Source organism: Brenneria izbisi, from assembly GCF_025840185.1.
Classification (GTDB): Bacteria; Pseudomonadota; Gammaproteobacteria; order Enterobacterales; family Enterobacteriaceae; genus Brenneria; species Brenneria izbisi.
Genome location: NZ_JAMPJU010000001.1, coordinates 135,654 through 155,969 on the forward strand (window position 1 = coordinate 135,654; position 20,316 = coordinate 155,969).

Annotated in this window: 17 protein-coding genes; 8 read left to right on the forward strand and 9 right to left on the reverse strand. The window is 57.0% G+C overall.

The genetic code is table 11. The features are described from left to right. Positions 1-31: 31 nt before the first annotated feature. Positions 32-718: a TetR/AcrR family transcriptional regulator gene (locus tag NC856_RS00645; RefSeq protein ID WP_264088471.1), complete on the reverse strand. Its 687-nt coding sequence runs from the start codon at positions 716-718 to the stop codon at positions 32-34. Between the two features lie 365 nt (positions 719-1,083). Between NC856_RS00645 and NC856_RS00650 the strand changes: the two genes are divergently transcribed. After that, a complete protein-coding gene (locus NC856_RS00650; RefSeq protein WP_264088472.1) occupies positions 1,084-1,881 on the forward strand; it encodes a MipA/OmpV family protein in 798 nt (265 codons plus the stop codon). A gap of 373 nt (positions 1,882-2,254) precedes the next feature. Next, complete coding sequence (gene ygjG / locus NC856_RS00655; RefSeq protein ID WP_264088473.1) at positions 2,255-3,661, forward strand: putrescine aminotransferase; 1,407 nt, start codon at positions 2,255-2,257, stop codon at positions 3,659-3,661. Between the two features lie 167 nt (positions 3,662-3,828). Here the strand turns inward: ygjG and NC856_RS00660 are convergent, their stop codons facing one another. From NC856_RS00660 to NC856_RS00695, 8 genes are all read right to left on the reverse strand, one after another. Then, the gene (locus tag NC856_RS00660; protein ID WP_264088474.1) at positions 3,829-4,761 is read right to left on the reverse strand and encodes an ABC transporter substrate-binding protein; all 933 of its coding nucleotides are present in this window, start codon (positions 4,759-4,761) and stop codon (positions 3,829-3,831) included. 10 nt (positions 4,762-4,771) lie between these two features. Then, complete coding sequence (locus tag NC856_RS00665) at positions 4,772-5,806, reverse strand: FecCD family ABC transporter permease (RefSeq protein ID WP_264088475.1); 1,035 nt, start codon at positions 5,804-5,806, stop codon at positions 4,772-4,774. Continuing rightward, the gene (locus NC856_RS00670; RefSeq protein WP_264088476.1) at positions 5,803-6,795 is read right to left on the reverse strand and encodes a FecCD family ABC transporter permease; all 993 of its coding nucleotides are present in this window, start codon (positions 6,793-6,795) and stop codon (positions 5,803-5,805) included. The genes NC856_RS00665 and NC856_RS00670 overlap by 4 nt, the downstream gene beginning before the upstream one ends. After that, positions 6,792-7,631: an ABC transporter ATP-binding protein gene (locus NC856_RS00675; RefSeq protein WP_264088477.1), complete on the reverse strand. Its 840-nt coding sequence runs from the start codon at positions 7,629-7,631 to the stop codon at positions 6,792-6,794. The genes NC856_RS00670 and NC856_RS00675 overlap by 4 nt, the downstream gene beginning before the upstream one ends. A gap of 31 nt (positions 7,632-7,662) precedes the next feature. Beyond that, positions 7,663-10,026: a TonB-dependent siderophore receptor gene (locus NC856_RS00680; RefSeq protein ID WP_264088478.1), complete on the reverse strand. Its 2,364-nt coding sequence runs from the start codon at positions 10,024-10,026 to the stop codon at positions 7,663-7,665. Between the two features lie 154 nt (positions 10,027-10,180). Beyond that, positions 10,181-11,209: a FecR family protein gene (locus NC856_RS00685; RefSeq protein WP_264088480.1), complete on the reverse strand. Its 1,029-nt coding sequence runs from the start codon at positions 11,207-11,209 to the stop codon at positions 10,181-10,183. A gap of 16 nt (positions 11,210-11,225) precedes the next feature. After that, positions 11,226-11,738 (reverse strand): sigma-70 family RNA polymerase sigma factor, encoded by a 513-nt coding sequence (locus NC856_RS00690; protein WP_264088481.1) that lies wholly within the window; start codon positions 11,736-11,738, stop codon positions 11,226-11,228. Between the two features lie 282 nt (positions 11,739-12,020). Next, entirely contained in the window at positions 12,021-12,920 is a 900-nt protein-coding gene (locus NC856_RS00695; protein ID WP_264088482.1) for an AEC family transporter, read from the reverse strand. A 186-nt stretch (positions 12,921-13,106) separates the two neighbouring features. Here NC856_RS00695 and NC856_RS00700 point away from each other — a divergent pair, with 186 nt between their 5' ends. The 6 genes from NC856_RS00700 to NC856_RS00725 all read left to right on the forward strand — a co-directional run bounded on the left by NC856_RS00700 (position 13,107) and on the right by NC856_RS00725 (position 20,314). Next, positions 13,107-14,027, forward strand: coding sequence for a LysR family transcriptional regulator (locus tag NC856_RS00700; RefSeq protein WP_264088483.1), 921 nt, complete (start codon positions 13,107-13,109; stop codon positions 14,025-14,027). Between the two features lie 150 nt (positions 14,028-14,177). After that, a complete protein-coding gene (locus NC856_RS00705; protein ID WP_264088484.1) occupies positions 14,178-15,101 on the forward strand; it encodes an N-carbamoyl-D-amino-acid hydrolase in 924 nt (307 codons plus the stop codon). A 111-nt stretch (positions 15,102-15,212) separates the two neighbouring features. Next, positions 15,213-16,811, forward strand: coding sequence for an ABC transporter substrate-binding protein (locus NC856_RS00710; RefSeq protein WP_264088485.1), 1,599 nt, complete (start codon positions 15,213-15,215; stop codon positions 16,809-16,811). A 32-nt stretch (positions 16,812-16,843) separates the two neighbouring features. Next, a complete protein-coding gene (locus NC856_RS00715; protein WP_264088486.1) occupies positions 16,844-17,785 on the forward strand; it encodes an ABC transporter permease in 942 nt (313 codons plus the stop codon). 10 nt (positions 17,786-17,795) lie between these two features. Then, complete coding sequence (locus NC856_RS00720) at positions 17,796-18,674, forward strand: ABC transporter permease (protein WP_264088487.1); 879 nt, start codon at positions 17,796-17,798, stop codon at positions 18,672-18,674. Next, positions 18,671-20,314, forward strand: a complete 1,644-nt coding sequence (locus NC856_RS00725) for an ABC transporter ATP-binding protein (protein ID WP_264088488.1) — start codon at positions 18,671-18,673, stop codon at positions 20,312-20,314. Before NC856_RS00720 ends, NC856_RS00725 begins: the two co-directional genes overlap by 4 nt. Positions 20,315-20,316 lie beyond the last annotated feature (2 nt).

Genomic DNA, 20,316 nt, shown 5'->3' on the forward strand with positions numbered 1-20,316 from the left:
CTGTGATGGATAGCGATAATCGGGGGTGTTTTCACTGTGGAAATTCGCGCGCATAAGCGCGCATAAAAACCGTTACCGAACGTGAGGCGATCGCCTTGATTTGCTCGTCGCTCAGTTGGGTTATCACATTGTGTAAACCCGCTTCACTTACCTCTGACTCCAGCAAACCGAAATAATGACAAGCAACCACATGGGGATCGGCGCTGTGAAAATATCCCTTATCAATCAGTGGACTAAAATATTGTTCAAGATGTTTTATGACACGGGACGGGCCTTGCTCGTAGAACTGTCTGCCGATCTCTGGATGCGTCGCTGCCGCGGCAATCATCATACGCCGCACCGCCAGGGTCTGCGGCGTATGAAAATGCGTGAGAATGTACTGGCCGAATTGAGTCAGCGCGTCTTTACAGTCGGCTTCATGGCTGGGGAAAATAAGCGAATCAACGGCATTTTCCGTACTGTTGCCGGTTTGCGGGCCATTTCCGCTGCGGTATAGAAAATTGATGATTTCGTTGTCATGCCCCTGAGACGCTTTAATGATCAACGCGGAAAACAAGGCTTCTTTCGAGTCAAAATAGCGATAGAGGGTGGATTTCGCTCTGCCTGATCTTGCCGCTATCGCATCCATCGTCGACTGTTCAAACCCCGCCTCAAGGAATACCTCAATAGCGGCCTTCAAAAAAGCGTTGCGCACGCTTTCTGTTTTGCTTCTGGACATCAGTGCTCCGTCAAGTTCCTTGCTGCGAAAAAGGGATAATCATTACGAAACGATGCAGTATCGTTCTGGCGTTGTCAAGAAACCGTGCCGGTTGCGCACTAGAGAAAAAATGAGCGGCGCCGCATTTTAATTATTTGATTAAAAAGTATTTATTTTTATTGGCAACCCATTGGAAGTAACAATAGTGAAAGATTAAAGACGTTAAATTGTGGATTGACAATAACAAAACGAAACAGTATCGTTTCGTTTTGTTGGTTAATATAATGTTGCGTATAAACGCAATGGTCAGAGCGATGGATGTGTTTTTCCAGATTTCCGGGGCCCGACGCCCTTGAATGCCTCCTCACGTTAAAAAGGACTATGAAATGAAGCATCACCCCCATTCTTTCAAGCTGGTCGGCGGTTCTGTCTCTGCGGCAATGGCGTTCGCCGTCGCGCTTTCCTGGATGCCGACGGCAGTGGCGCAAACCACGAGCACGGGCGAGGGGCAATCCTCACAATGGGGGCTGGGCGCTGGCGTCGCTGTCGTTCAGAAACCTTATCGTGATATGGATACGGATGTGCTTCCTCTGCCTCTGCTTTCTTATGAAAACCGGTGGATTAGCGCCGCCGTGCCACGGCTGGATCTGAAGCTCAACTCCAGCGAAGCCTTTTCTCTGCGGCTGCGGGCCAAATACGCCGGGGACGGCTACGATGCGGATGACTCTCCGTATCTTTCCGGCATGGAGGATCGCAAGGGCGGCGTCTGGGCAGGGGGCGCAATGATCTGGAAGACCGGTATCGTCGATCTTTCAGCAGAGGTGCTCGGCGACGTTTCCGGCGAGAGTAAAGGCACCCGCGCCAAATTACTGGCGGAACGACGCTTTGCGTCCGGCGCTTTCGGCATCACGCCGCGGATGGGCGTCGAATGGGTCGATAGCAAATTTGTTGATTACTACTATGGTGTGAAAACATCGGAAGTGCGCGCAGACCGCGCTTTCTATGAAGGCGAATCCACCGCCAATGTCGAGGTCGGGGTGCGTATGGACTATACTCTGGCGCGTCGTCATACCCTGTTTCTTGATGCGAGCGCCACCCGGTTCGGCAGCGGCATCAAAGATAGCCCGCTGGTTGATAGTTCCAGCCAAACCGCGCTCAGCGTCGGCTATATTTATCGTTTCTAACGGCAATGTTCATTGCTCATGACGCCGGAACGCCATGAGCAATCATGTTTCCCAGTGGTTGCAACCTTTTCCCCAGGCGTTATATCCCGTCAATCAGGCGCCCCGTTTTGCGTTCGGTTTACCGTGCCTCGTTATCAGGCAATTTGCCCTTTTACGGTGCACATGCTTTGTCGGTGTGCACGTTCGATGCCAGATAACGGATTACATGGGTGAAGATGCTGAGGTTTAAAATGCTGCAAAGAAGCTAAAAAAAATTATTTTGCCCGCAAGAAACAAATTTATCTGCCAAAGTGACATTTTCCGCTGCATATTGGCGTGTTTTGTGCATTAATTAAGCTGATATCATGTGATATCAGTTTCGAAGGAGCATACTTTGTCCAGATTGCACGCAAAACTTAACCCGCTAGAGTGTTCTCAGCAGGCATTGGAATGGATCAATAAAGATACGTTAACGCATGATGAAATGGCTTCACTAAACCGGGAAGTGTTGAACAATTTCCGGGAATATGTCAATCCGGGGTTTCTAGAGTACAGAAAGTCCGTCACCTCAGGGGGCGATTACGGCGCGGTCGAATGGCGTGCCAGCGGTCCCAACACCTTGGTCGATACGCAGGGCAATGAGTACCTTGATTGTCTGGGCGGCTTCGGTATTTTCAGCGTCGGTCATCGTAATCCCACGGTGGTAGAGGCGGTGGAGAAGCAACTGCGTAAACAACCCTTGCATAGTCAGGAATTACTCGATCCCTTGCGATCGATGCTGGCTAAAACGCTGGCGGCGCTCACGCCAGGTAACCTGAAATACAGTTTCTTCAGCAACAGCGGCACCGAGTCCGTTGAAGCGGCGTTGAAACTGGCAAAAGCCTACCAGTCGCCGCGGGGTAAATATACCTTCATCGCCGCGACGGGCGCGTTCCACGGAAAATCGCTGGGGGCGTTGTCCGCGACGGCCAAGTCTGAATTCCGTAAACCTTTTATGCCGTTGATTCCCGGTTTTCACCATGTTCCTTTCGGCGATATTGACGCGATGAGGAAGCAGGTTCATCAATGCCAGAAGACGGGGGACGATGTTGCCGCAATTATCCTTGAGCCAATTCAGGGAGAAGGCGGCGTCATCATCCCGCCGGAAAATTATTTGCCTGAGGTCAGAGCCTTGTGCGATGAAGTGGGGGCATTGCTGATTCTGGATGAGGTGCAAACCGGGATGGGACGTACCGGCAAGATGTTTGCCTGCGAGCATTACGGCGTACAGCCCGACATCCTGTGTCTGGCGAAAGCGCTGGGCGGCGGGGTGATGCCGGTCGGGGCGACGGTGGCGACGGAGAAGGTGTTTTCCGTGCTGTTCGACAACCCGTTTCTGCACACCACCACCTTTGGCGGCAATCCGCTGGCTTGTACCGCGGCGCTGGCGACCATCAAGGTATTGCTGAGCGAAAAATTGCCGGAGAACGCCGCGCATCAAGGGGGATTCTTACTTGACGGTTTTCGTCGTCTGGCCGCCGACTATTCCGATCTGATCGTTGATGTTCGCGGTATGGGGTTGTTGCAGGCGATTGAATTCAGAAAGAATGAGATCGGGTATGCCTTCTCCAGCGAAATGTTCCATAACTACATTTTGGTGGCGGGAACATTGAACAACGCCAAGTCGGTACGGATTGAACCGCCGTTAACCATCACCCGCGAGCAATGCGCGCATGTTCTGCAACAGGCGGAAAATGTGTTGCGGAGGCTAAGAAAGGAAGCCTATTCCGCTCGCCATGAGCGGGAATATGAAGCGGGATAATCCTTGACCCGTCATGCACTTTTATTGACTGCTGAAAGCCAATCGATATCTCGATTGGCTTTTTTTATGCCGCATGTTATGGCGAATTTTGTACAGATAAAGTCAATGCTGGCGGTAATATCCGCACGTGAAAACATGCGTTGCGCATCTTATCCGCTCAGAACGGACTACCTGGCGGCGATGGCGGATTCGACGTTTTTCAGCGTCATTTCCAGCCCTTTAAAGCTCGGTGGATAGACTTCATAGCGCGAAAAACGGAGTACACGTTGATTAACGAACGCCTGCAAAAAATCGCGCGCCCCCGGCGCAATCCGATCGAAATCCCGATCGATGCTCTGTGCGTCTTCGCCCTGATCCGGCAAATACGAGGTAACGATATAGTCCGCGTCAATAGCCTCGATAAGCTCCGCGCCGATGGTCATCCGATCGGTCCCCGCGGGGATGGTATCGATAATCGGCATGCGGCGCAGACCAAGATCGTCCATGACCGTAGTCAGCGCGCCATATTCTTTGAGGATCTGTATCGTCCCGTCGCGGCCATTAACCAGCAACGCCACATAGGTGCCGGGGACAGTCAGCCGCTCGCGCAGCGCGGTCGCCTGCGCAGTGTAACGCTGCTTTAACACATCAAATTCCGCCGTCTTGCCGAGCCAGTCGGCCAGATCCTGATAAAGATCGAGCATTGGGCGGCCCTGTTCCGGGTTAAACAGTAGCGTTGGCGCGATGCTCGACAGTGGCGATCTCAGCGCGGCGTAATCACCGGTGTTGGCGAGAATGAGATCTGGCTTGAGCGCCCGCAGCCGCTCCAAATCCAGTTTCCCATGTATGGACGCCAGCGCGATCTGCGAAAAATCCAGCCCGAACAGCTCGCGTGCGCCGCGCATATACTGGCTGCCGTCGGCGGCAAGCCGCCCGGTACTCGCAATCAGCGGCGCGCCCAGTTCATGCGTCATCACAGTGAGCGTCCAGTCGTGCAGAGAGACGATGCGCAGCGGCTCATCGGGTATATTGACGATATTGCCCGAATGGTCGGTCACGGTGCGCGCCAGGGAGAGCGGCACAGCAAAACAGCAGGCGATAAACAGCAGGATACGCAACATCGTTTTTCTCTTATGTTTGTTTTGCGGTGGCTTTGGCGAAGGCCAGAAAGCCGATGACGCCGACAATGGATACGATCAGGCCCGCCGGGATAATAACTGGTAAAAACAGCGTCCGGCCCGCGATATCCGCCAGCAGTAACAACAGCGCGCCGATCAGCATCGCGACAGGCAACGTCTCGCCGGGGCGATCGGCGACCAGACGCCGCGCGGTGTGCGCGGCAATCAGGCCAACGAAGGCGATCGGGCCCGTCAGCGAAACGATGGGCGCGACCAGCGCGGTCGCCAGCAGAACCAGTAATGGACGCGACCAACGCGGCGCGGCGCCGATAGCGCAGGCTTGCTCGGTGCCCAGCATAAGCGGCGCCATAAGCCGTGGCGCGGCGACCAGCAGAGCGCCAAGCGCGGCAGCCCATTGCGCCAGTCTGCCTGCATCGGCGAATGATACGGCGGTCAGAGAACCGTGGGACCAGGTGATATAGCGGGAAAATTGCGTGATGCCGCCGCTGACCATGACGATCTCGATCAGCGCGCCCAGTGTAACGCTAACGGCCAGCCCAATCAGAATCAGCCCGTTAGCGGCCCGCAGGTTGAATGCCAGGGCCAACACCAGCGCGCCGGTCATCAGCCCGCCAATCAAACCGGTTGCCGCCAGCCATTCGGCTGGAATACCGAACAGCATCGAGCCTAGCAAAATCGACACGCTGACGCCCGGTGAAATGCCAATCAGTCCAGGATCGGCCAGCCCATTGCCGGAAACGACCTGCAACAGGTAACCGGAGGCGGCGACCATCGCGCCGCCGAGCAGGGCGACGATAACGCGCGGCGCGCGGAGTTGCATCAGCGCGTCGGTTTCTGCGTCGCTCTGCGTAACCGGCGACAATAGCCAGCGCAGGATCGCCATCGGTGAGGTATCGGCGGTGCCGAGGCACAGCGCCGCGCCGGACAACAACACCATCACGCCCGCCAGCGCCGCCGTCACGATAATGAAACGACGCGAGAAGGGGAGATGAACTGCGCCCAGCCGAAGAAAGTACCTATGACTCATGCCGTTCGTCTCCGCAATACCATCAGGGTGATGAGCAGAAACGCGATCCCGCCGACCAGCGCCATGATGGTGCCGACGTTGAGCAGTCGGGGAGCCAACAGTATACGCGCCAGAATGTCCGCGCCGGTCAGCAGCGCGCTGCCGAGCAACATGGCCACGGCGAGCGGCAGGCGTCCGCTTTCGCCGACAAACAGCCTGGCGATATGCGGCACGATCAACCCGACAAAACCGATCGGGCCTGCGACAGTCACCGCCAGAACAGGCAGTACTACCGCGGCGGCAAGCGCCAGCCCTTGTATCCATTGCGGATTCACGCCCAGCGCGGCGGCTTGTTCCGCGCCGATCCCCAGTACGTCAAGCGGACGCGACAGGAGAAAAAGCACGACCAGCGCCAGCAGGCCGAACGGCCAGAACACCATCAGCGTCTGGTAGTCGAAAATACCGATATCACCCACCAGCCAGCCTAACATATTGCCGAAGGCGTCCGGGTCGAGCGACAGGATAAAGGCGGTGGCCGATGAAAACAATGTGGCGCTCATGGCGCCGCCAAGAACCAGATTGAGCGGTTCGCGGCGATGCCGCCCCAGCAGATCGGCGGCAAAAAAAGCGAAAATCAATGCGCTAATACCGCCTGCCAGAGCGGGCCAGAGCAAATTCGTACCGGACAGGCCGAGGAAATAGATGCCGCCGACGGAAAAGGCCGCCGCGCCGCTGTTGATGCCGAGCGTTGACGGCGAGACAAGATCATTACGCAGCAGCTTTTGCAGCGTATAGCCCGACGCCGCCAGCATCGCGCCGATGCCGAGCGCCACGACAAGACGCGACAACCGTTGTTTAATGACGACGATATGTGAATAGTTTCGCGGATCGTAATCAAACAGCGCCGCCATCACCACCGTGGGGCTGAGCGGTCGGGCGCCGATGCACAGGTGCAATACCGACAGCATCACCAGACCGAGCGCCGCGGCGGACAGTAGCAGCGCTTTCATAACCTTCTCTCCGCCGATGGTTCCCCGGGAGACACTCTGCTTGCCGACAATGCTGTTGCGGGAATATGGATAACCGCATTACCGATATTTATCGCCTCGGTGCGGATACCATAGACTTTCTCTATCGCCGGGATGGTCAACACCGCCTGCGGCGTGCCGCTGGCCGCTACGTATCCTTGATCCATCAGCACCAGCCGGTCCGCATAAAGACTCGCCTGAGTCAGATCATGCAGCACGGCAACCACGGCGCGGCCATTGCGTGATTCCGCGCGCGCAATGTCGAGCAGCGCGTACTGATGTTTCAGGTCAAGATGATTGGTGGGTTCGTCAAGCAACAGGATCGGCGTATCCTGCGCGAGCGTCATCGCCATACGTACCCGTTGAAGCTGACCGCCGGAAAGCTCGCCGAGGCGTCGCTGCGCGAGATCGGTTACCGCCATTTTTTCCATCGCCAGCGCCACCTGTTCACGATCCTGCGGTGTCTGACGGCGCAGCCAGGATTCATGCGTGTAACGCCCCATGCCGACCAGATCGGCGACGGTCATACCCGCCGGGGCGTCGCCCGACTGAGCGAGCATGGCAAGCTGCGTCGCCAATTGCCGCCGGCTGTAATCGGCTATTGGTTGTCTGTCGATCAGCACCCGGCCTTGCGCGGCGTTCAACAGGCCGGCCAGCACCTTAAGCGCGGTACTTTTGCCGCATCCGTTCGGGCCGATAATCGCCAGAAACTCACCCCGGCGCGCTTCAAGCGTCACCTCGCGCAGCACGGCACGCGTGCCGTAGCTGAAAGAGACGGCCTCCAGCCGCGCGGCGACCGGCAAAACAGCGTTTTCCATTACATTATCCGTATCAAATACATTATCCGTATCAAAACGTGGCCTTGACCGTGGCAAAGACACTACGCGGCGCGCCGGGATGATTTTCGGTGCGGCTGACCGGTGTGGCAATGTACGCCTGGTCGGTCAGGTTGCGGCCAACCAACGAAAACTCCAGGTTTTTATTGAGCTTGTAGGAAACCATGGCGTCCAGCCGGTAGTAACCCGCGACGGAGAAGCTGTTATCGAGATCGCCTTTTCTGGCGCCGACCGCCTGTAGGCCGGAGCCAAATTTCAGGCCGGACAGCGCGCCGCGTTGCAATTCATAGGTTGTCCACAAGCTGCCGCTCCATAGCGGTACGCCGGTCAAGCGATTACCCGCTTCATAATCCTGATCGTGGGTGATGCGCGCATCCAGATAGGCGCTGGAGGCGATAACCCGCCAGCCGGGGGTGATTTCACCGGTAAGGTCGATTTCCACGCCGCGAACGCGCTGTTCGCCGGTGGTTACCGCATAGTCGGAATCCAGTGGGTCGCTGGCTTTAACGTTGGTTTTGGTGATCTGGAACACGGCGGTGGTGAGTGAAAGCCGGTCTGGGATCAGATCGATTTTTACGCCGCTTTCAACCTGCCAACCCTCTTCCGGCGCCAGCGCCAGACCATCACGGGTCTGACCGCTTTGCGGGGCGAAACTTTCCGCATAGCTGGCATACAGCGAAACCGGATTAATCGGTTGATAGACCAGCCCCAGCCGTGTGGTCAGCGCACCGTCATTGATATCCGGCTCGCCATCGCCGATTTTCTGATCCATTTCCTGCCAGACGCGATCGTAGCGTAGTCCCGCCAGCGCCTTCCACTGCGGTGAAAATTCAATCTGATCCTGAAGAAACACCGACGCCATTTTAATATTTTCAACGAAATCCGAGTTTAAACGCGTTGTCGGCATGGCTGCGCCGTAAACCGGATCATAAATATCGATGGGGTCGATATTGGCGCGGTAGGCGGTAAAGTCCATGCGTGAGCGGCTGTACTGCACGCCGCTGAGCAAGGTATGGTCGATAGTGCCGGTGTAGAGTTTCAGTTGCGCTTCCAGTTGGGCGTCAATATTGCGCGAATCTTCTACCCGATCGCTATAGCGGCGGTTAAGCGTGCGGCCATCGTCTTCCAGCGCGCGATAATCTATACCGGTATCATTAACACGGGCATCGTCGTAACGCAGCGAACCGCGTAATGTGAGTTGGTCATTCACGTTATGCTCGGCGCCCAGCGAAATGCGCGTCTTATGCGCGTTGATTTCCGACCATTTCTCGCCAAGAAAACGTTCTGGCGGCAGGCTGACCTGATTGTCTTCACCGACGATCAAACCACGGTCAAAGGGCAGCGTCTGGTTGGTGTAGTCGAGGCCGAAGGTGAAACGCGTCGCGTCGGTCGGCTCCCAGCGCAAGGCGGTGCTGATGAACTGGCGGCTGCTGCGTGAACGGGCATCCTGGAATCCGTCTTCAGTCTGGAGCGCGCCTGACAAGCGGCCGGAAAGCGTTTTAGCGTCATTCAGCGGGCCGTTCACCGTTCCTTCGCCGCGCCAGAAGCCGAAACTCCCGGTTTGCAGCGAGGCATCCCCGCCAAATGTATAACTTGGCTGGCGCGTGACGATATTGATGAGGCCGCCCGGTTGTCCGCGACCGTATAATGCGGAAGCCGGTCCCTTCAATACCTCGATACGCTCCACGTTGGCCAGGTCGAGAAAGGTTTCGGGACGATCGCCTACCGGGTTGAGCATGACGCCGTCGATGGCGTAGGACGGCGATGAAAAACCGCGCACCATAAAGGTTTCCGCCCGGTTGCCGGACGTGCCGCTTTGCTGCACGCCGGAGACGTTCTGTAACGCTTCGCTCAGGCTGGTAGTCTGCCGGTCGGTAATGACAGCACGCGGCACCACCTGAATCGATTGCGGAATATCACGCAACGCGGTATCGGTTTTGGTGCCGGTTGCCGAGCGGGTGGCGCGATAGCCGTTGACCGGGCCGGTTGCGGTTTCCGCCACGGCGGTGACGGTCACGACATCCGATGTTGTGACGTTGTCACTATCCGGTCTGACGATCAATACCGTCGCGGGAGAAATAAACTGGTAGCTTAATCCGGTGCCGGCAAGCAGTCGCGCAACCGCGGCTTGCGGCGTCATGGTTCCCGCCACGCCGGGAGAGAATTGTCCCTGCATGACGGCAGCATCGGCAGAGGTTTGCGTCCCGGTCTGCTGACTGAACAGGAGTAGCGCGTTCTGGAGCGTCTGCGGCGCGATATTTACTGTTTTTAGCTCGCCGATGTTGGCGGGGATAGACGAAACCGCTTGTTGCGCGGTTGCCGATGTGCTGACGCCGAATGTAAGCATCACCGCGCTGATAATCTCTTTTCCTGCCATCCCCTTTTTTCTCATTCTCCAACCCTTGTCGTTTATGCCGTTGAAAAGACGATACGCCGCTATCGCCATGACTCTGATTAAAGAACGAAATAGCGGTGGGATTTTTCAGTGAAAAATGACGTTTTGTGGAAAAATAGTGGAAAGTTAATTTTTATCAACGTGTTGAGATAACGGTAACCCACGGGCTAATTTGCCGTGCGTTGCCGCCGTGCGCCTGGGCGACGGCTCTGAGGGCATCTACTGGCGCGTTAAGATCATAAGCCCCGGTGACTCGCTGTTGCGCCAGCGAACTGTCAGTCAGAAGGATAGCGCCGCGATAATGGCGGCGGATTTCATCCACCACATCCGCAATGGGACGATCTTTGACGATCAACATGCCGGCGCGCCAGCCGCCGACGAATTCCGGCGCATCCTTGCCGCGCTCGACCTGTCCGTTTTTGGCGATACGCACCCAATCACCCGCTTGCAGCGGCGCGCCAATACGCGGCTGGGCCTGCGGCGCGGCGACGGCGACGCGTCCGTGATTCACCGCCACCATTACGCTATCGGTCATTAGCCTGACATCAAAGGCGGTGCCGAGCACGGTCGTGTCCACCGTTCCTGCCGCCACGCGGAAAGGACGCGCCGTATCAGGTTGTACATCGAAATAGGCTTCGCCGGATAGCAGCGTTACCTGCCGCGAGCTGGGTTCGAGCGTCACCTTGATGGCGCTGTCGGCGCCGAGATAGACGGTGCTGCCGTCATCCAGCCGAATCTGACGGGTTTCCGCGATCCCGGTGGCGTAGTCTGCGGCCAGCCATTGGTTGATGGTGGGTTGCAGCAGCACCGCAAGACAGACCACGACCGCCGCCGCCGATAGCGTCAGACGGCGGGAAGCGCCGCGCCAGCGTTGAGACGCAGCCGGATGTTGTGGTGGCGTAAATCGTGCGGCGCGAGTGTGTAGATTCGGCATGTTGCGCGTTTCATCCAGCAGGTTCCAGACATGCTGCGCTTCAAGCCATGCCCGCTCATTTTCCGTGCTGCTGTCGCGCCAGGCGTTGAATCGCGCCATAACATCCGTATCGTTCGGATCTTCCTGTAACGCAATCAGCCAGCCGATAGCATCCTGCTGCGCCTGTTTTTCTTTTTCGTTCGATTGAATGAGATTGCTTCCTATGGAATTGACGGCTTGCCAATAAGCCACTCACATAAATAACGAATCAGCTTGCTGTTTTTTCAGCAAGACGCCGACGACAGTGCGCCAGCCCTTCATAAATCAGCGAATGCGCCAGCGTGACGGAAATATTGAGGTGGGCGGCGATCTCTTTCAATTTGCAGCCATTGAAACGGTGCATTTCAAGCGCGATACGCGTCCGTTCCGGCAGTTCGGCGATGGCTTCCATGATAATACCTAATTCGCGCCGATGCGCGATGATCTCTTCCAGCGACGGCTGTTCTTCGGCGACCGTCTCCATATCCGCATCCGTGTCGAACCGGCGCTTTTCGACTCTGGCGCGCCGGATCCAGTCGATGGCGAGATTACGTATCATACGGCGAAAATAGCCTACCGGTTCATCAAAAGGGCGGTCCGCCGCGGTTGATTTCAGGCGGATAAACGCTTCCTGCACCACGTCTTCACCGTGCGAGCGATCGCCGATGATAGTCGTCGCATAGTCAACAAACTCGGCCCGGTGCGCGAGATAGGTGTTCAGGTTTTTCTCGGTATAGCCCAACGGTTGTTACCTTAATCCCGAAAACGAGAAGACGATGTAGAGATTGGTTGCATTGCCAGACCCGAGTCTATCCGGTCAGGTTCGCGGCGCAGATGCCTGTATTTTATGATTAAACACGCGCCCCCCATCAGGATGGCGGCACGGCGTACTTACGGTGCGGGATTATACTTGATAACAATTATCATTCAATAGATGGTTGATTTCGCCGGGATCGTTCCCGTGGATGCCAGACGCATTACCAGACTGGCGTCACGGCTACACTGGATTGAATGACGGCGTAGCTTAAAGCAGGCTGATTGCCCACATCCATAATGGGAGAGTAGCTATCGACAGCAGCGTGGAAAGACAAATCGCCGAACTGGTGGTCTGACTGTCCTCCCGCGAGCGCGCAAAGCCCAGCACGTTGAGGCCGGAGGGATTGGCAGCCATCAGCACCAGTACGCTGCGTGGCATGCCGCCGATATTCAACAACAGGCAGGTCAGCAGCACCAGCAAAGGCATGGCGAGCAGTTTGGCGACAGTGATGCCGACGACAAGCGCGCTGGGACGCAGACGATAGCCGGAGAGATTGGCGCCGAGCACGATAAGCGCGCAGGGCAGCGCCGCCTGAGCTAACCAGGTCGCCAGCTTCGTGCTCCAGTTCGGCAGCATCAGGTTCGACAGATTGACCGCCGTTCCCAACAGCAGGCCGACAATCATAGGATTGGCGAGGCTGGCGACCAGAATGCCGGGTTTGAACGGTTCGCTGCCTGCGAAGCTGTCGTAGACGCTTTGAGCACTGAACAGCAGCAGACTGTGTACGGCCAGGACGATGAACAACAGCACCAGTCCGTCGTTGCCATACAGCCCTGCTACTATCGCCAGGCCGATCAAGGCATTGTTGGCGAAGGAGGCGGTCAGGCCGAATGGGGTGGAATGGCCCTGCCTGCGATGGACGAACAGGTTGACCACCGCGAAAATGAGTAATGCAGGAATGAAATACGCGATCAGGATCTGGATGTTCAGGCCATTATGCAGCGGCGCGTTGATCATTCCGGTGAACAGCGCCATCGGCATGAACAGTTTGAAAGCAAGGCCGCCTAGTACCTTGTTGGCGTGGGGATCAAGAACGCCACGGCGGGCCAGAGCATAACCGAGCATGATCAGCAGGAAGATAGGCAGGATCGTTTGTGACACGGCCACGGCGGTAACCTCCTAAAAAAGTGGGCTAAATCCTATTATTACCGTGGTGTTTCGCTGCTGTCAGCGCAATATTCGGCCTGTTTATGTCGTTGGCATACTAATTGCTTACTAATTGCTATAGTCACATAACCTGTTGTTAAGCGTTCGGCGGTAGGCGACGCCATCAATTTCACAGAGGTAGGTCGAATGCAATCGCTCAATCTGCGTCAGATCGAGGTCTTTCGGGCCGTTATGATCACCGGTTCGATCAACGGCGCCGCGCAACTTCTATATGTGTCTCAACCTGCGGTCAGCCGGATGCTCTCCCATACCGAGGCGCGTATTGGCTTTCAACTGTTCGAACGGGTTAAGGGACGGTTATACCCTTCCCCAGAAGCGCGTTCTCTCTTCAACGATGTTGAATTGGTCTATCGCGATATTCAGCGCGTCAACACGACATTGCACAATCTGGTTCAGCAGCGCCATGGCGTACTACGCATCGCCAGCAGCCCCAGTCTGGGGCATCAACTGGTGCCGGATGCCATCGCTGCTTTCCGACGGTGCAACGAAGCGATCCTCGTCAGCCTGGAATGTCTGCGCCATGCCTTGTTGCGCGAGCGTCTGCTCGACCGGCAGGCCGACTTCGGGATTTCCCTGTTTCCGATCGATCATCCCAATCTGCGCGCCATTCCTCTGAGTTATATCCGGGTTCTGGTGATATGTCCTGCGGATCATCCGTTGACTCGCGTTCCGGCAAATGATCTGCCAGAAGCGCTGGCGGATGCTGCGTTTATCGGCTATGCCGCGGATACCCCGTTTCACAGTTTCATGAATCAGACGTTCGAACGCGTGGGGCTTCCCTATCGGCCCAGCATTGATGTCGATTCTCCCCACCATGCCTGCGCCCTGGTTAAAAACGGCATCGGTTTTTCCGTCGTCGATGAAATATCCTACCGGGCGTCGGGTTCGGAGCGTATGGCGGTGTTGCCGCTCCTTGATGAAGAACGCCTGACCATCAGCCTGGTGCACCTGCGGCGTGAACCTCTGGCGCAATTTGCGCAGGTATTCGTCGAACATTTGCGCAGCACGCTGGAGGAGGGCGGTTTTCACCTGTTCAAGCTCGATTGACATCAGGTTGGATTAACATCAGTTTCGATTAACATCAGGTTAATCAACACCGACATATTGGCATACGACAGATAAGCTCCTCTTCTCCACAATGACCCTACGCACTGCAACGGTTTGCCGACACCGAGTCGGTCTTGTGGAGGATATGGCATGCGCGAAATCGTTATCGGCGGCGCCCAACTGGGGGCGATCCAAAAAAGCGACTCAAGAGAAAGCGTGGTCCAGCGCATGCTGGCGTTATTGGAACAGGCCCGGCAGCAAGCGTGCGAACTCGTGGTCTTTCCCGAACTGGCCCTGACCACCTTCTTTCCACGGTGGTATATGGAAGATCAGCGGGAAGTTGATACCTGGTTCGAGCGTGAAATGCCGAATGCGGTGACGCGTCCGTTGTTTGATTTTTCCCGCGAGCACGGTATCGCCATCACTTTCGGTTACGCTGAACTAACCCCGGATGGCCATCATTACAACACCTCGATCCTGACCAATCGCCAGGGCGAGATCATAGGGAAATACCGCAAGGTGCATCTGCCGGGGCATGTTGAGTTCGATATTCATCGGGATTTTCAGCACCTGGAAAAGCGCTATTTCGAACCGGGCGACCTGGGTTTCCCGACCTGGGAAAGCCAGAATGCCATAATGGGTATGTGCATCTGCAATGATCGCCGCTGGCCGGAGACTTATCGCGTCATGGGGCTGCAAGGGGTGGAACTGATCACGCTGGGATACAACACGCCGTCGGTAAACGCGCAGAATCGCGGTGAAGATGAAGCGCCGCGGCTGTTTCATTCCGAATTGTGCATGCAGGCCGGCGCGTACCAGAACGCCACATGGGTGGTCGGCGTCGCCAAGGCCGGGATCGAAGACGGTTTTCCACTGATGGGCGGCAGCGTGATCGTCGATCCCAACGGTTTCGTGGTCGCCAAGGCCAAAGGGCAGGATGACGAACTCATCGTCCACCGCTGCGACATGGATCTGTGTCAGTTTGGTAAGAGCACCATCTTCGACTTCGCGCGCCACAGACGTATCGAACATTACGGCATCATTACCCGTCAGACTGGCGTTAAACGCCCCTGAGCCTGAGACCACAAGCCACGCGCCGGCTGCAAACCACGGTCTTGGATATCCGGCGTTGCTTCACACAGCAAGTCCCGACATCAAACATTGCCATTTTGAGGAGTCTTAAGAATGAAAATGTATCCATCCCGTTGTCTGATCGCCAGTCTGTTGTTGCCGTTCGGCATGAGCGCCGCCTTGTTCGCCTCATCCTCCCTGGCTGCGGAGAAAACCCTGTATGCGGTGATGTCGTCATCCTTGCGCGTGCTTGATCCGATCGCGACGACGGCGCAGATCACCCGTAACCACGGTTACATGATTTACGATACCTTGATCGGGATGAACGAGAACTTTGAGCCCAAGCCGCAAATGGCCGACTGGAGCGTTTCGCCAGACGGTCTGACCTACACTTTTACGTTGCGTGACGGTCTGCTTTGGCATGACGGCAAGCCGGTCACCGCCGCGGATTGCGTCGCCTCTATTAAGCGCTGGGCGCGGTACGACGTCGGCGGTCAGTTAATGATGAAGTACACCGCCGCAATTACCGCCACCAACGACAAAACCATCACCCTGACGCTGGCCAAACCTTTCGGCTATGTTCTGCAACTGCTGGCCAAACCTTCGTCAGTCGCGGCATTCATGATGCCGGAGCGGGTTGCCAACACGCCTGACGGCAAAATGATTACCGATTACACCGGTTCCGGCCCGTATAAATTTGTCGCCGGTGAGTTCGATCCCGGTAATCGCGTGGTTTACGAGAAATTCCAGCAATATGTGCCGCGCCAGGAGCCGGCGAGCGGCACCGTGGGCGGTAAAGTGGTCAAAGTCGATCGCGTGGAATGGATCAACATGCCGGACCGTATGACGGCGATTAATGCGTTGTCCTCCGGCGACATCGATTTCATCGAACAGTTGCCGATCGATCTGTTGCCGATGGTGCAAGCCAATCCTGAACTCAAGTCCGGGGTGCTGAGCAAACTGGGAGCGATGACCGGCGGACGGATGAACTTCCTGTATCCGCCGTTCGATAACCCGGACATTCGTCGCGCCGCACTGCTGGCGATGAACCAGAAAGACGTGCTCGATGCATTGGTGGGCAACCCGGAATACTTCAAGCTGTGCGCCTCGGTATTCGGTTGCGGCACGACTCTGGAAACGCAGGCGGGCGGCGAGTCGCTGCTTAACGGCGGCGATCTGGAAGCGGCTAAAGCGCTATTGAAGAAGGCTGGTTATGACGGCACGCCGGTGGTGATCATGCAGCCGACCGACGTGCCGAGTCAGGCGCCGCAACCGGTGGTGGTGGCTCAGGCTTTGCGCAAGGCGGGCTTCAAGGTTGATTTGCAACCAATGGACTGGCAGACGTTGGTATCGCGCCGGGCCAACCAGAATCCGCCGTCACAGGGCGGCTGGAACCTGTTCTTCACTTACTGGAACGCGGAAACCATCTGGAATCCGGTGGTCAATCCGATGCTTGATGGCGGCGGACGTCAGGGCGCCTGGTTTGGCTGGCCGACTGACCCGACGATGAACGAACTGCGGGTGGATTTCGCCACCGCCACCGATCCGGTCAGGCAGAAAACGATTGCGGTGGAGATCCAAAAACGCGCGATGGATCAGGTCAGTTACATCCCGTTAGGCCAGTTTTATGACGTGGCGGTCTGGAACAACCGTATCAGTCACCTGATGGCCGGGCCGTCCACGGTGTTCTGGAACGTCGAGAAAAGCGACTGATTGCGATGTGAATAATGTCTTCGGAGGTCCCTATGCTTGGTTACTTTTTTCGCCGCGTGCTGGCGGCGATCCCGGTGATGTTGGTCGTCGCGTTGTTTGTCTTCCTGTTGTTGCGGCTGTCACCCGGCGACCCGGCGGCGATCATCGCCGGCGATATGGCGACCCCGCAGCAACTGGAGGCCATTCGTGAAAGCCTGGGCCTGAACCAGCCGTTATACCAACAGTTTTTCATGTGGATCTGGCAGTTATTGCAAGGGGACTTCAGCACTTCCCTTATGGCCGATACGCCGGTATTGACCATGATTGGTCAGCGGCTGGAACCCACCCTGAGTCTGGCGCTGGTGGCGATTGTCTTCACCATTGTGATTTCGGTGCCGCTGGGCGTATTGGCGGCCTGGAAGCACGGCACTTGGATCGACAATCTGGTGATGTCTTCGTCGGTGCTGGGTTTCTCCGTGCCGGTATTCGTGATCGGTTATGTGCTGATCTCGGTGTTCGCCATCGAACTGAAGTGGTTGCCGGTTCAGGGATTTAGCAGCATCAGCGCCGGCGTCTGGCCGTTCGCGCAACGTATCGTGTTGCCGGCATTGACCTTATCTTCGGTGTATATCGCGCTGGTGGCCCGCATGACGCGGGCCAGCGTGCTGGAGGTATTGGGCGAAGACTTCATCCGTACCGCCCGCGCCAAGGGACTGTCAGAGATCCATGTGCTGTTCCGTCACGCGCTGCGCAACGCGATGATCCCGATCCTGACGGTGATCGGCACTGGCTTCGCGCTGATGATTTCCGGGGTTGTGGTGACCGAAAGCGTGTTTAACATCCCCGGTTTGGGGCGCTTAATTGTGGATGCGGTGCTGGCCAGGGATTACCCGGTGATTCAGGGGATGATCTTGCTGACCAGCGGGGTGTACGTCGTCATCAATCTGTTGATCGATTTGTCGTATGCGATCAGCGATCCGCGCATTCGTTACTGAGGACATGGCTATGCGTAAACCCGTTTCTCAGTCCTTGCCTGCGTCACGACTTCGACTGATCAAACTGCCGCGTTTGCCGCTGACGTCGGCCATCGCGCTGGTCATGTTGGCGTTGATCGTGACGATGGCGATCTTCGCGCCCTGGATCGCCAATTATGATCCAGTGACACTGTCACCGGGGTTTCGCCTGAAACCGCCCAGCGCCGAATTCTGGCTTGGCACCGACGCTTATGGTCGCGATCTGTTTTCACGCATTGTCTATGGCGCGCGTATCTCACTGATTGTGGGCCTGGGGGTAACGCTGATGAGCGTGCTTATCGGGCTGCCGTTAGGGTTGCTGGCGGGCTATTTCAGGGGGATCGATGCTTTGCTGATGCGGGTGATGGACGGCCTGATGGCGATCCCCGGCATCCTGCTGGCGATCGCCATCGTTTCGCTGAGCAGCGCCGGTATCTGGACCGTCATGATCGCCATCATGGTGCCGGAAATACCGCAGGTGGTGCGTCTGGTGCGCTCCAGAGTGCTGTCGGCCCGCGAAGAACCGTATGTAGAAGCCGCGGTGCTGATGGGCACCTCCAGTTTCAAGATCCTCACCCGGCACCTGATGCCCAATACGCTGGCGCCGCTGATTGTGCAGAGTACCTATATCTGCGCATCGGCGATCCTGACTGAAGCGATTTTGTCGTTTCTCGGCGCGGGCATCGGCACGGAAATTCCGACCTGGGGCAACATCATCGCCGAGGGCCGCGTGTACTTCCAACTCAAGCCTTCGCTGGTGTTGTGGGCGGGGCTGGCTTTGTCGCTGTGTATTTTGTCGATCAATCTGTTGGGCGACACGGTGAGCGACGCCCTTGACCCGCGCCTGAAGAATAAGAAGGGGGCTGCATGAGCGACCGTCAAAACAACATTCTGCGTGTGGAACGCTTATGCGTGAATACCGCGCAAGGCGTTCCGATCCTCCAGGATATCTCATTCGAAATTCATGCCGGGGAGACGGTATGTCTGGTGGGCGAGAGCGGTTCGGGCAAGTCGGTCACGTCGCTGACCACGCTCGGTTTGCTGCCGAAAGATGCGCTCACGGCGGTAAGCGGACGCATTTTGCTGGACGGAGAAGATGTCTTGCAAGTCAGCGCCGGACGGCTCAAGGCGTTACGCGGCAGTCGCATGGCGATGATTTTCCAGGAACCCATGACGGCCCTCAACCCCGTACTCACGGTTGGGCGTCAGATTGACGAAGTGTTGCAAACGCATACCGATCTGAGCGCTTCGGATCGGTATGCGCGGGTAATGGAAGCGTTGGCGCAGGTGCATCTGCCGGACATCAAGCGCATCCATAACGCCTATCCGCATCAGCTTAGCGGCGGTCAGCGCCAGCGCATCATGATCGCGATGGCGCTGGTGCTTGAACCTCGCCTGTTGATTGCCGATGAGCCGACCACGGCGCTTGACGTGACGACTCAGCAACAGATCCTCAAATTGATCCGCGAACTACAGGAAAAGCACGGTACCGCGGTGCTCTTCATCACCCACGACATGGGCGTGGTGGTGGATATCGCCCATCGCGTCTGCGTGATGCGCCGGGGACACATTGTTGAGTCCGGCGCCGTGCGGCAGGTACTGTCTCAACCGCGAGAGGATTATACCAAGTCGCTGCTGGCCGCGGTTCCGAGTCTCATGCCCAGACCGGCGCGTGGTGAGACGGCCCGTGGGCAAGTGGTGCTTGATGTCGTTGAACTGGGTAAAACCTATCCGGCCTCCGGCGGCGCATGGTTCGGGTTGCGCAAACGACGCGAAGGCACGCGTGCGCTGCATGACGTGACCTTTATGCTCAAACGTGGCCGAACGCTGGGTATCGTTGGTGAAAGCGGTTCCGGCAAGTCAACGTTGGCCCGCTGCGTGATGCGTTTGCTGACACCGACGAACGGTGCGGTTCGCATCACCGGCAAGGATATTTCCGAGCTTACCGCAGCCGGATTAAAACCCCATCGTAAACGCATTCAGATGATCTTTCAGGATCCTAACCGGTCGCTCAATCCGCGCATGACCATTGGCCGCAGTCTGGTGGAAGGCCCGATGAACTACGGCGTGTCGTTCGCCCAGGCCTGGGCTCGTGGTCAGGAACTGCTGGAACTGGTCGGATTGCCGGCTGACGCCATTGACCGTTATCCGCATCAGTTTTCCGGGGGACAGCGACAACGCATCGCTATCGCCCGTGCGTTGGCGATGGAACCGGATGTGATCGTCGCCGACGAAGCGGTATCGGCGCTCGACGTCTCTGTACAGTCGCAAGTGCTGCAACTGCTTGACGATATTCAACGGCGCATGCAGATCGCCATTTTGTTCATCACCCACGATTTACGGGTGGCGGCGCAGGTCTGTGATGATGTGCTGGTGATGCAGCGCGGCCAGATCATCGAATACGGTCCGGCGGCCAGCGTACTGGTCAGTCCGCAACAGCCTTACACCCAACAATTGATGGATGCGGTTCCAGGAAAAGGTTGGGACTTCTCGATAGGGCGGAGGATGTGAAT

Excerpts from the sequence above, each read along its gene's own strand:
- NC856_RS00665 (WP_264088475.1), bottom strand. The coding sequence starts at position 5,806 with ATGAGTCATAGGTACTTTCTTCGGCTGGGCGCAGTTCATCTCCCCTTC.
- NC856_RS00650 (WP_264088472.1), top strand. The coding sequence starts at position 1,084 with ATGAAGCATCACCCCCATTCTTTCAAGCTGGTCGGCGGTTCTGTCTCT.
- NC856_RS00645 (WP_264088471.1), bottom strand. The coding sequence starts at position 718 with ATGTCCAGAAGCAAAACAGAAAGCGTGCGCAACGCTTTTTTGAAGGCC.
- NC856_RS00660 (WP_264088474.1), bottom strand. The coding sequence starts at position 4,761 with ATGTTGCGTATCCTGCTGTTTATCGCCTGCTGTTTTGCTGTGCCGCTC.
- NC856_RS00720 (WP_264088487.1), top strand. The coding sequence starts at position 17,796 with ATGCGTAAACCCGTTTCTCAGTCCTTGCCTGCGTCACGACTTCGACTG.
- NC856_RS00680 (WP_264088478.1), bottom strand. The coding sequence starts at position 10,026 with ATGGCAGGAAAAGAGATTATCAGCGCGGTGATGCTTACATTCGGCGTC.
- NC856_RS00675 (WP_264088477.1), bottom strand. The coding sequence starts at position 7,631 with ATGGAAAACGCTGTTTTGCCGGTCGCCGCGCGGCTGGAGGCCGTCTCT.
- NC856_RS00670 (WP_264088476.1), bottom strand. The coding sequence starts at position 6,795 with ATGAAAGCGCTGCTACTGTCCGCCGCGGCGCTCGGTCTGGTGATGCTG.
- NC856_RS00710 (WP_264088485.1), top strand. The coding sequence starts at position 15,213 with ATGAAAATGTATCCATCCCGTTGTCTGATCGCCAGTCTGTTGTTGCCG.
- NC856_RS00715 (WP_264088486.1), top strand. The coding sequence starts at position 16,844 with ATGCTTGGTTACTTTTTTCGCCGCGTGCTGGCGGCGATCCCGGTGATG.
- NC856_RS00725 (WP_264088488.1), top strand. The coding sequence starts at position 18,671 with ATGAGCGACCGTCAAAACAACATTCTGCGTGTGGAACGCTTATGCGTG.
- NC856_RS00700 (WP_264088483.1), top strand. The coding sequence starts at position 13,107 with ATGCAATCGCTCAATCTGCGTCAGATCGAGGTCTTTCGGGCCGTTATG.
- NC856_RS00705 (WP_264088484.1), top strand. The coding sequence starts at position 14,178 with ATGCGCGAAATCGTTATCGGCGGCGCCCAACTGGGGGCGATCCAAAAA.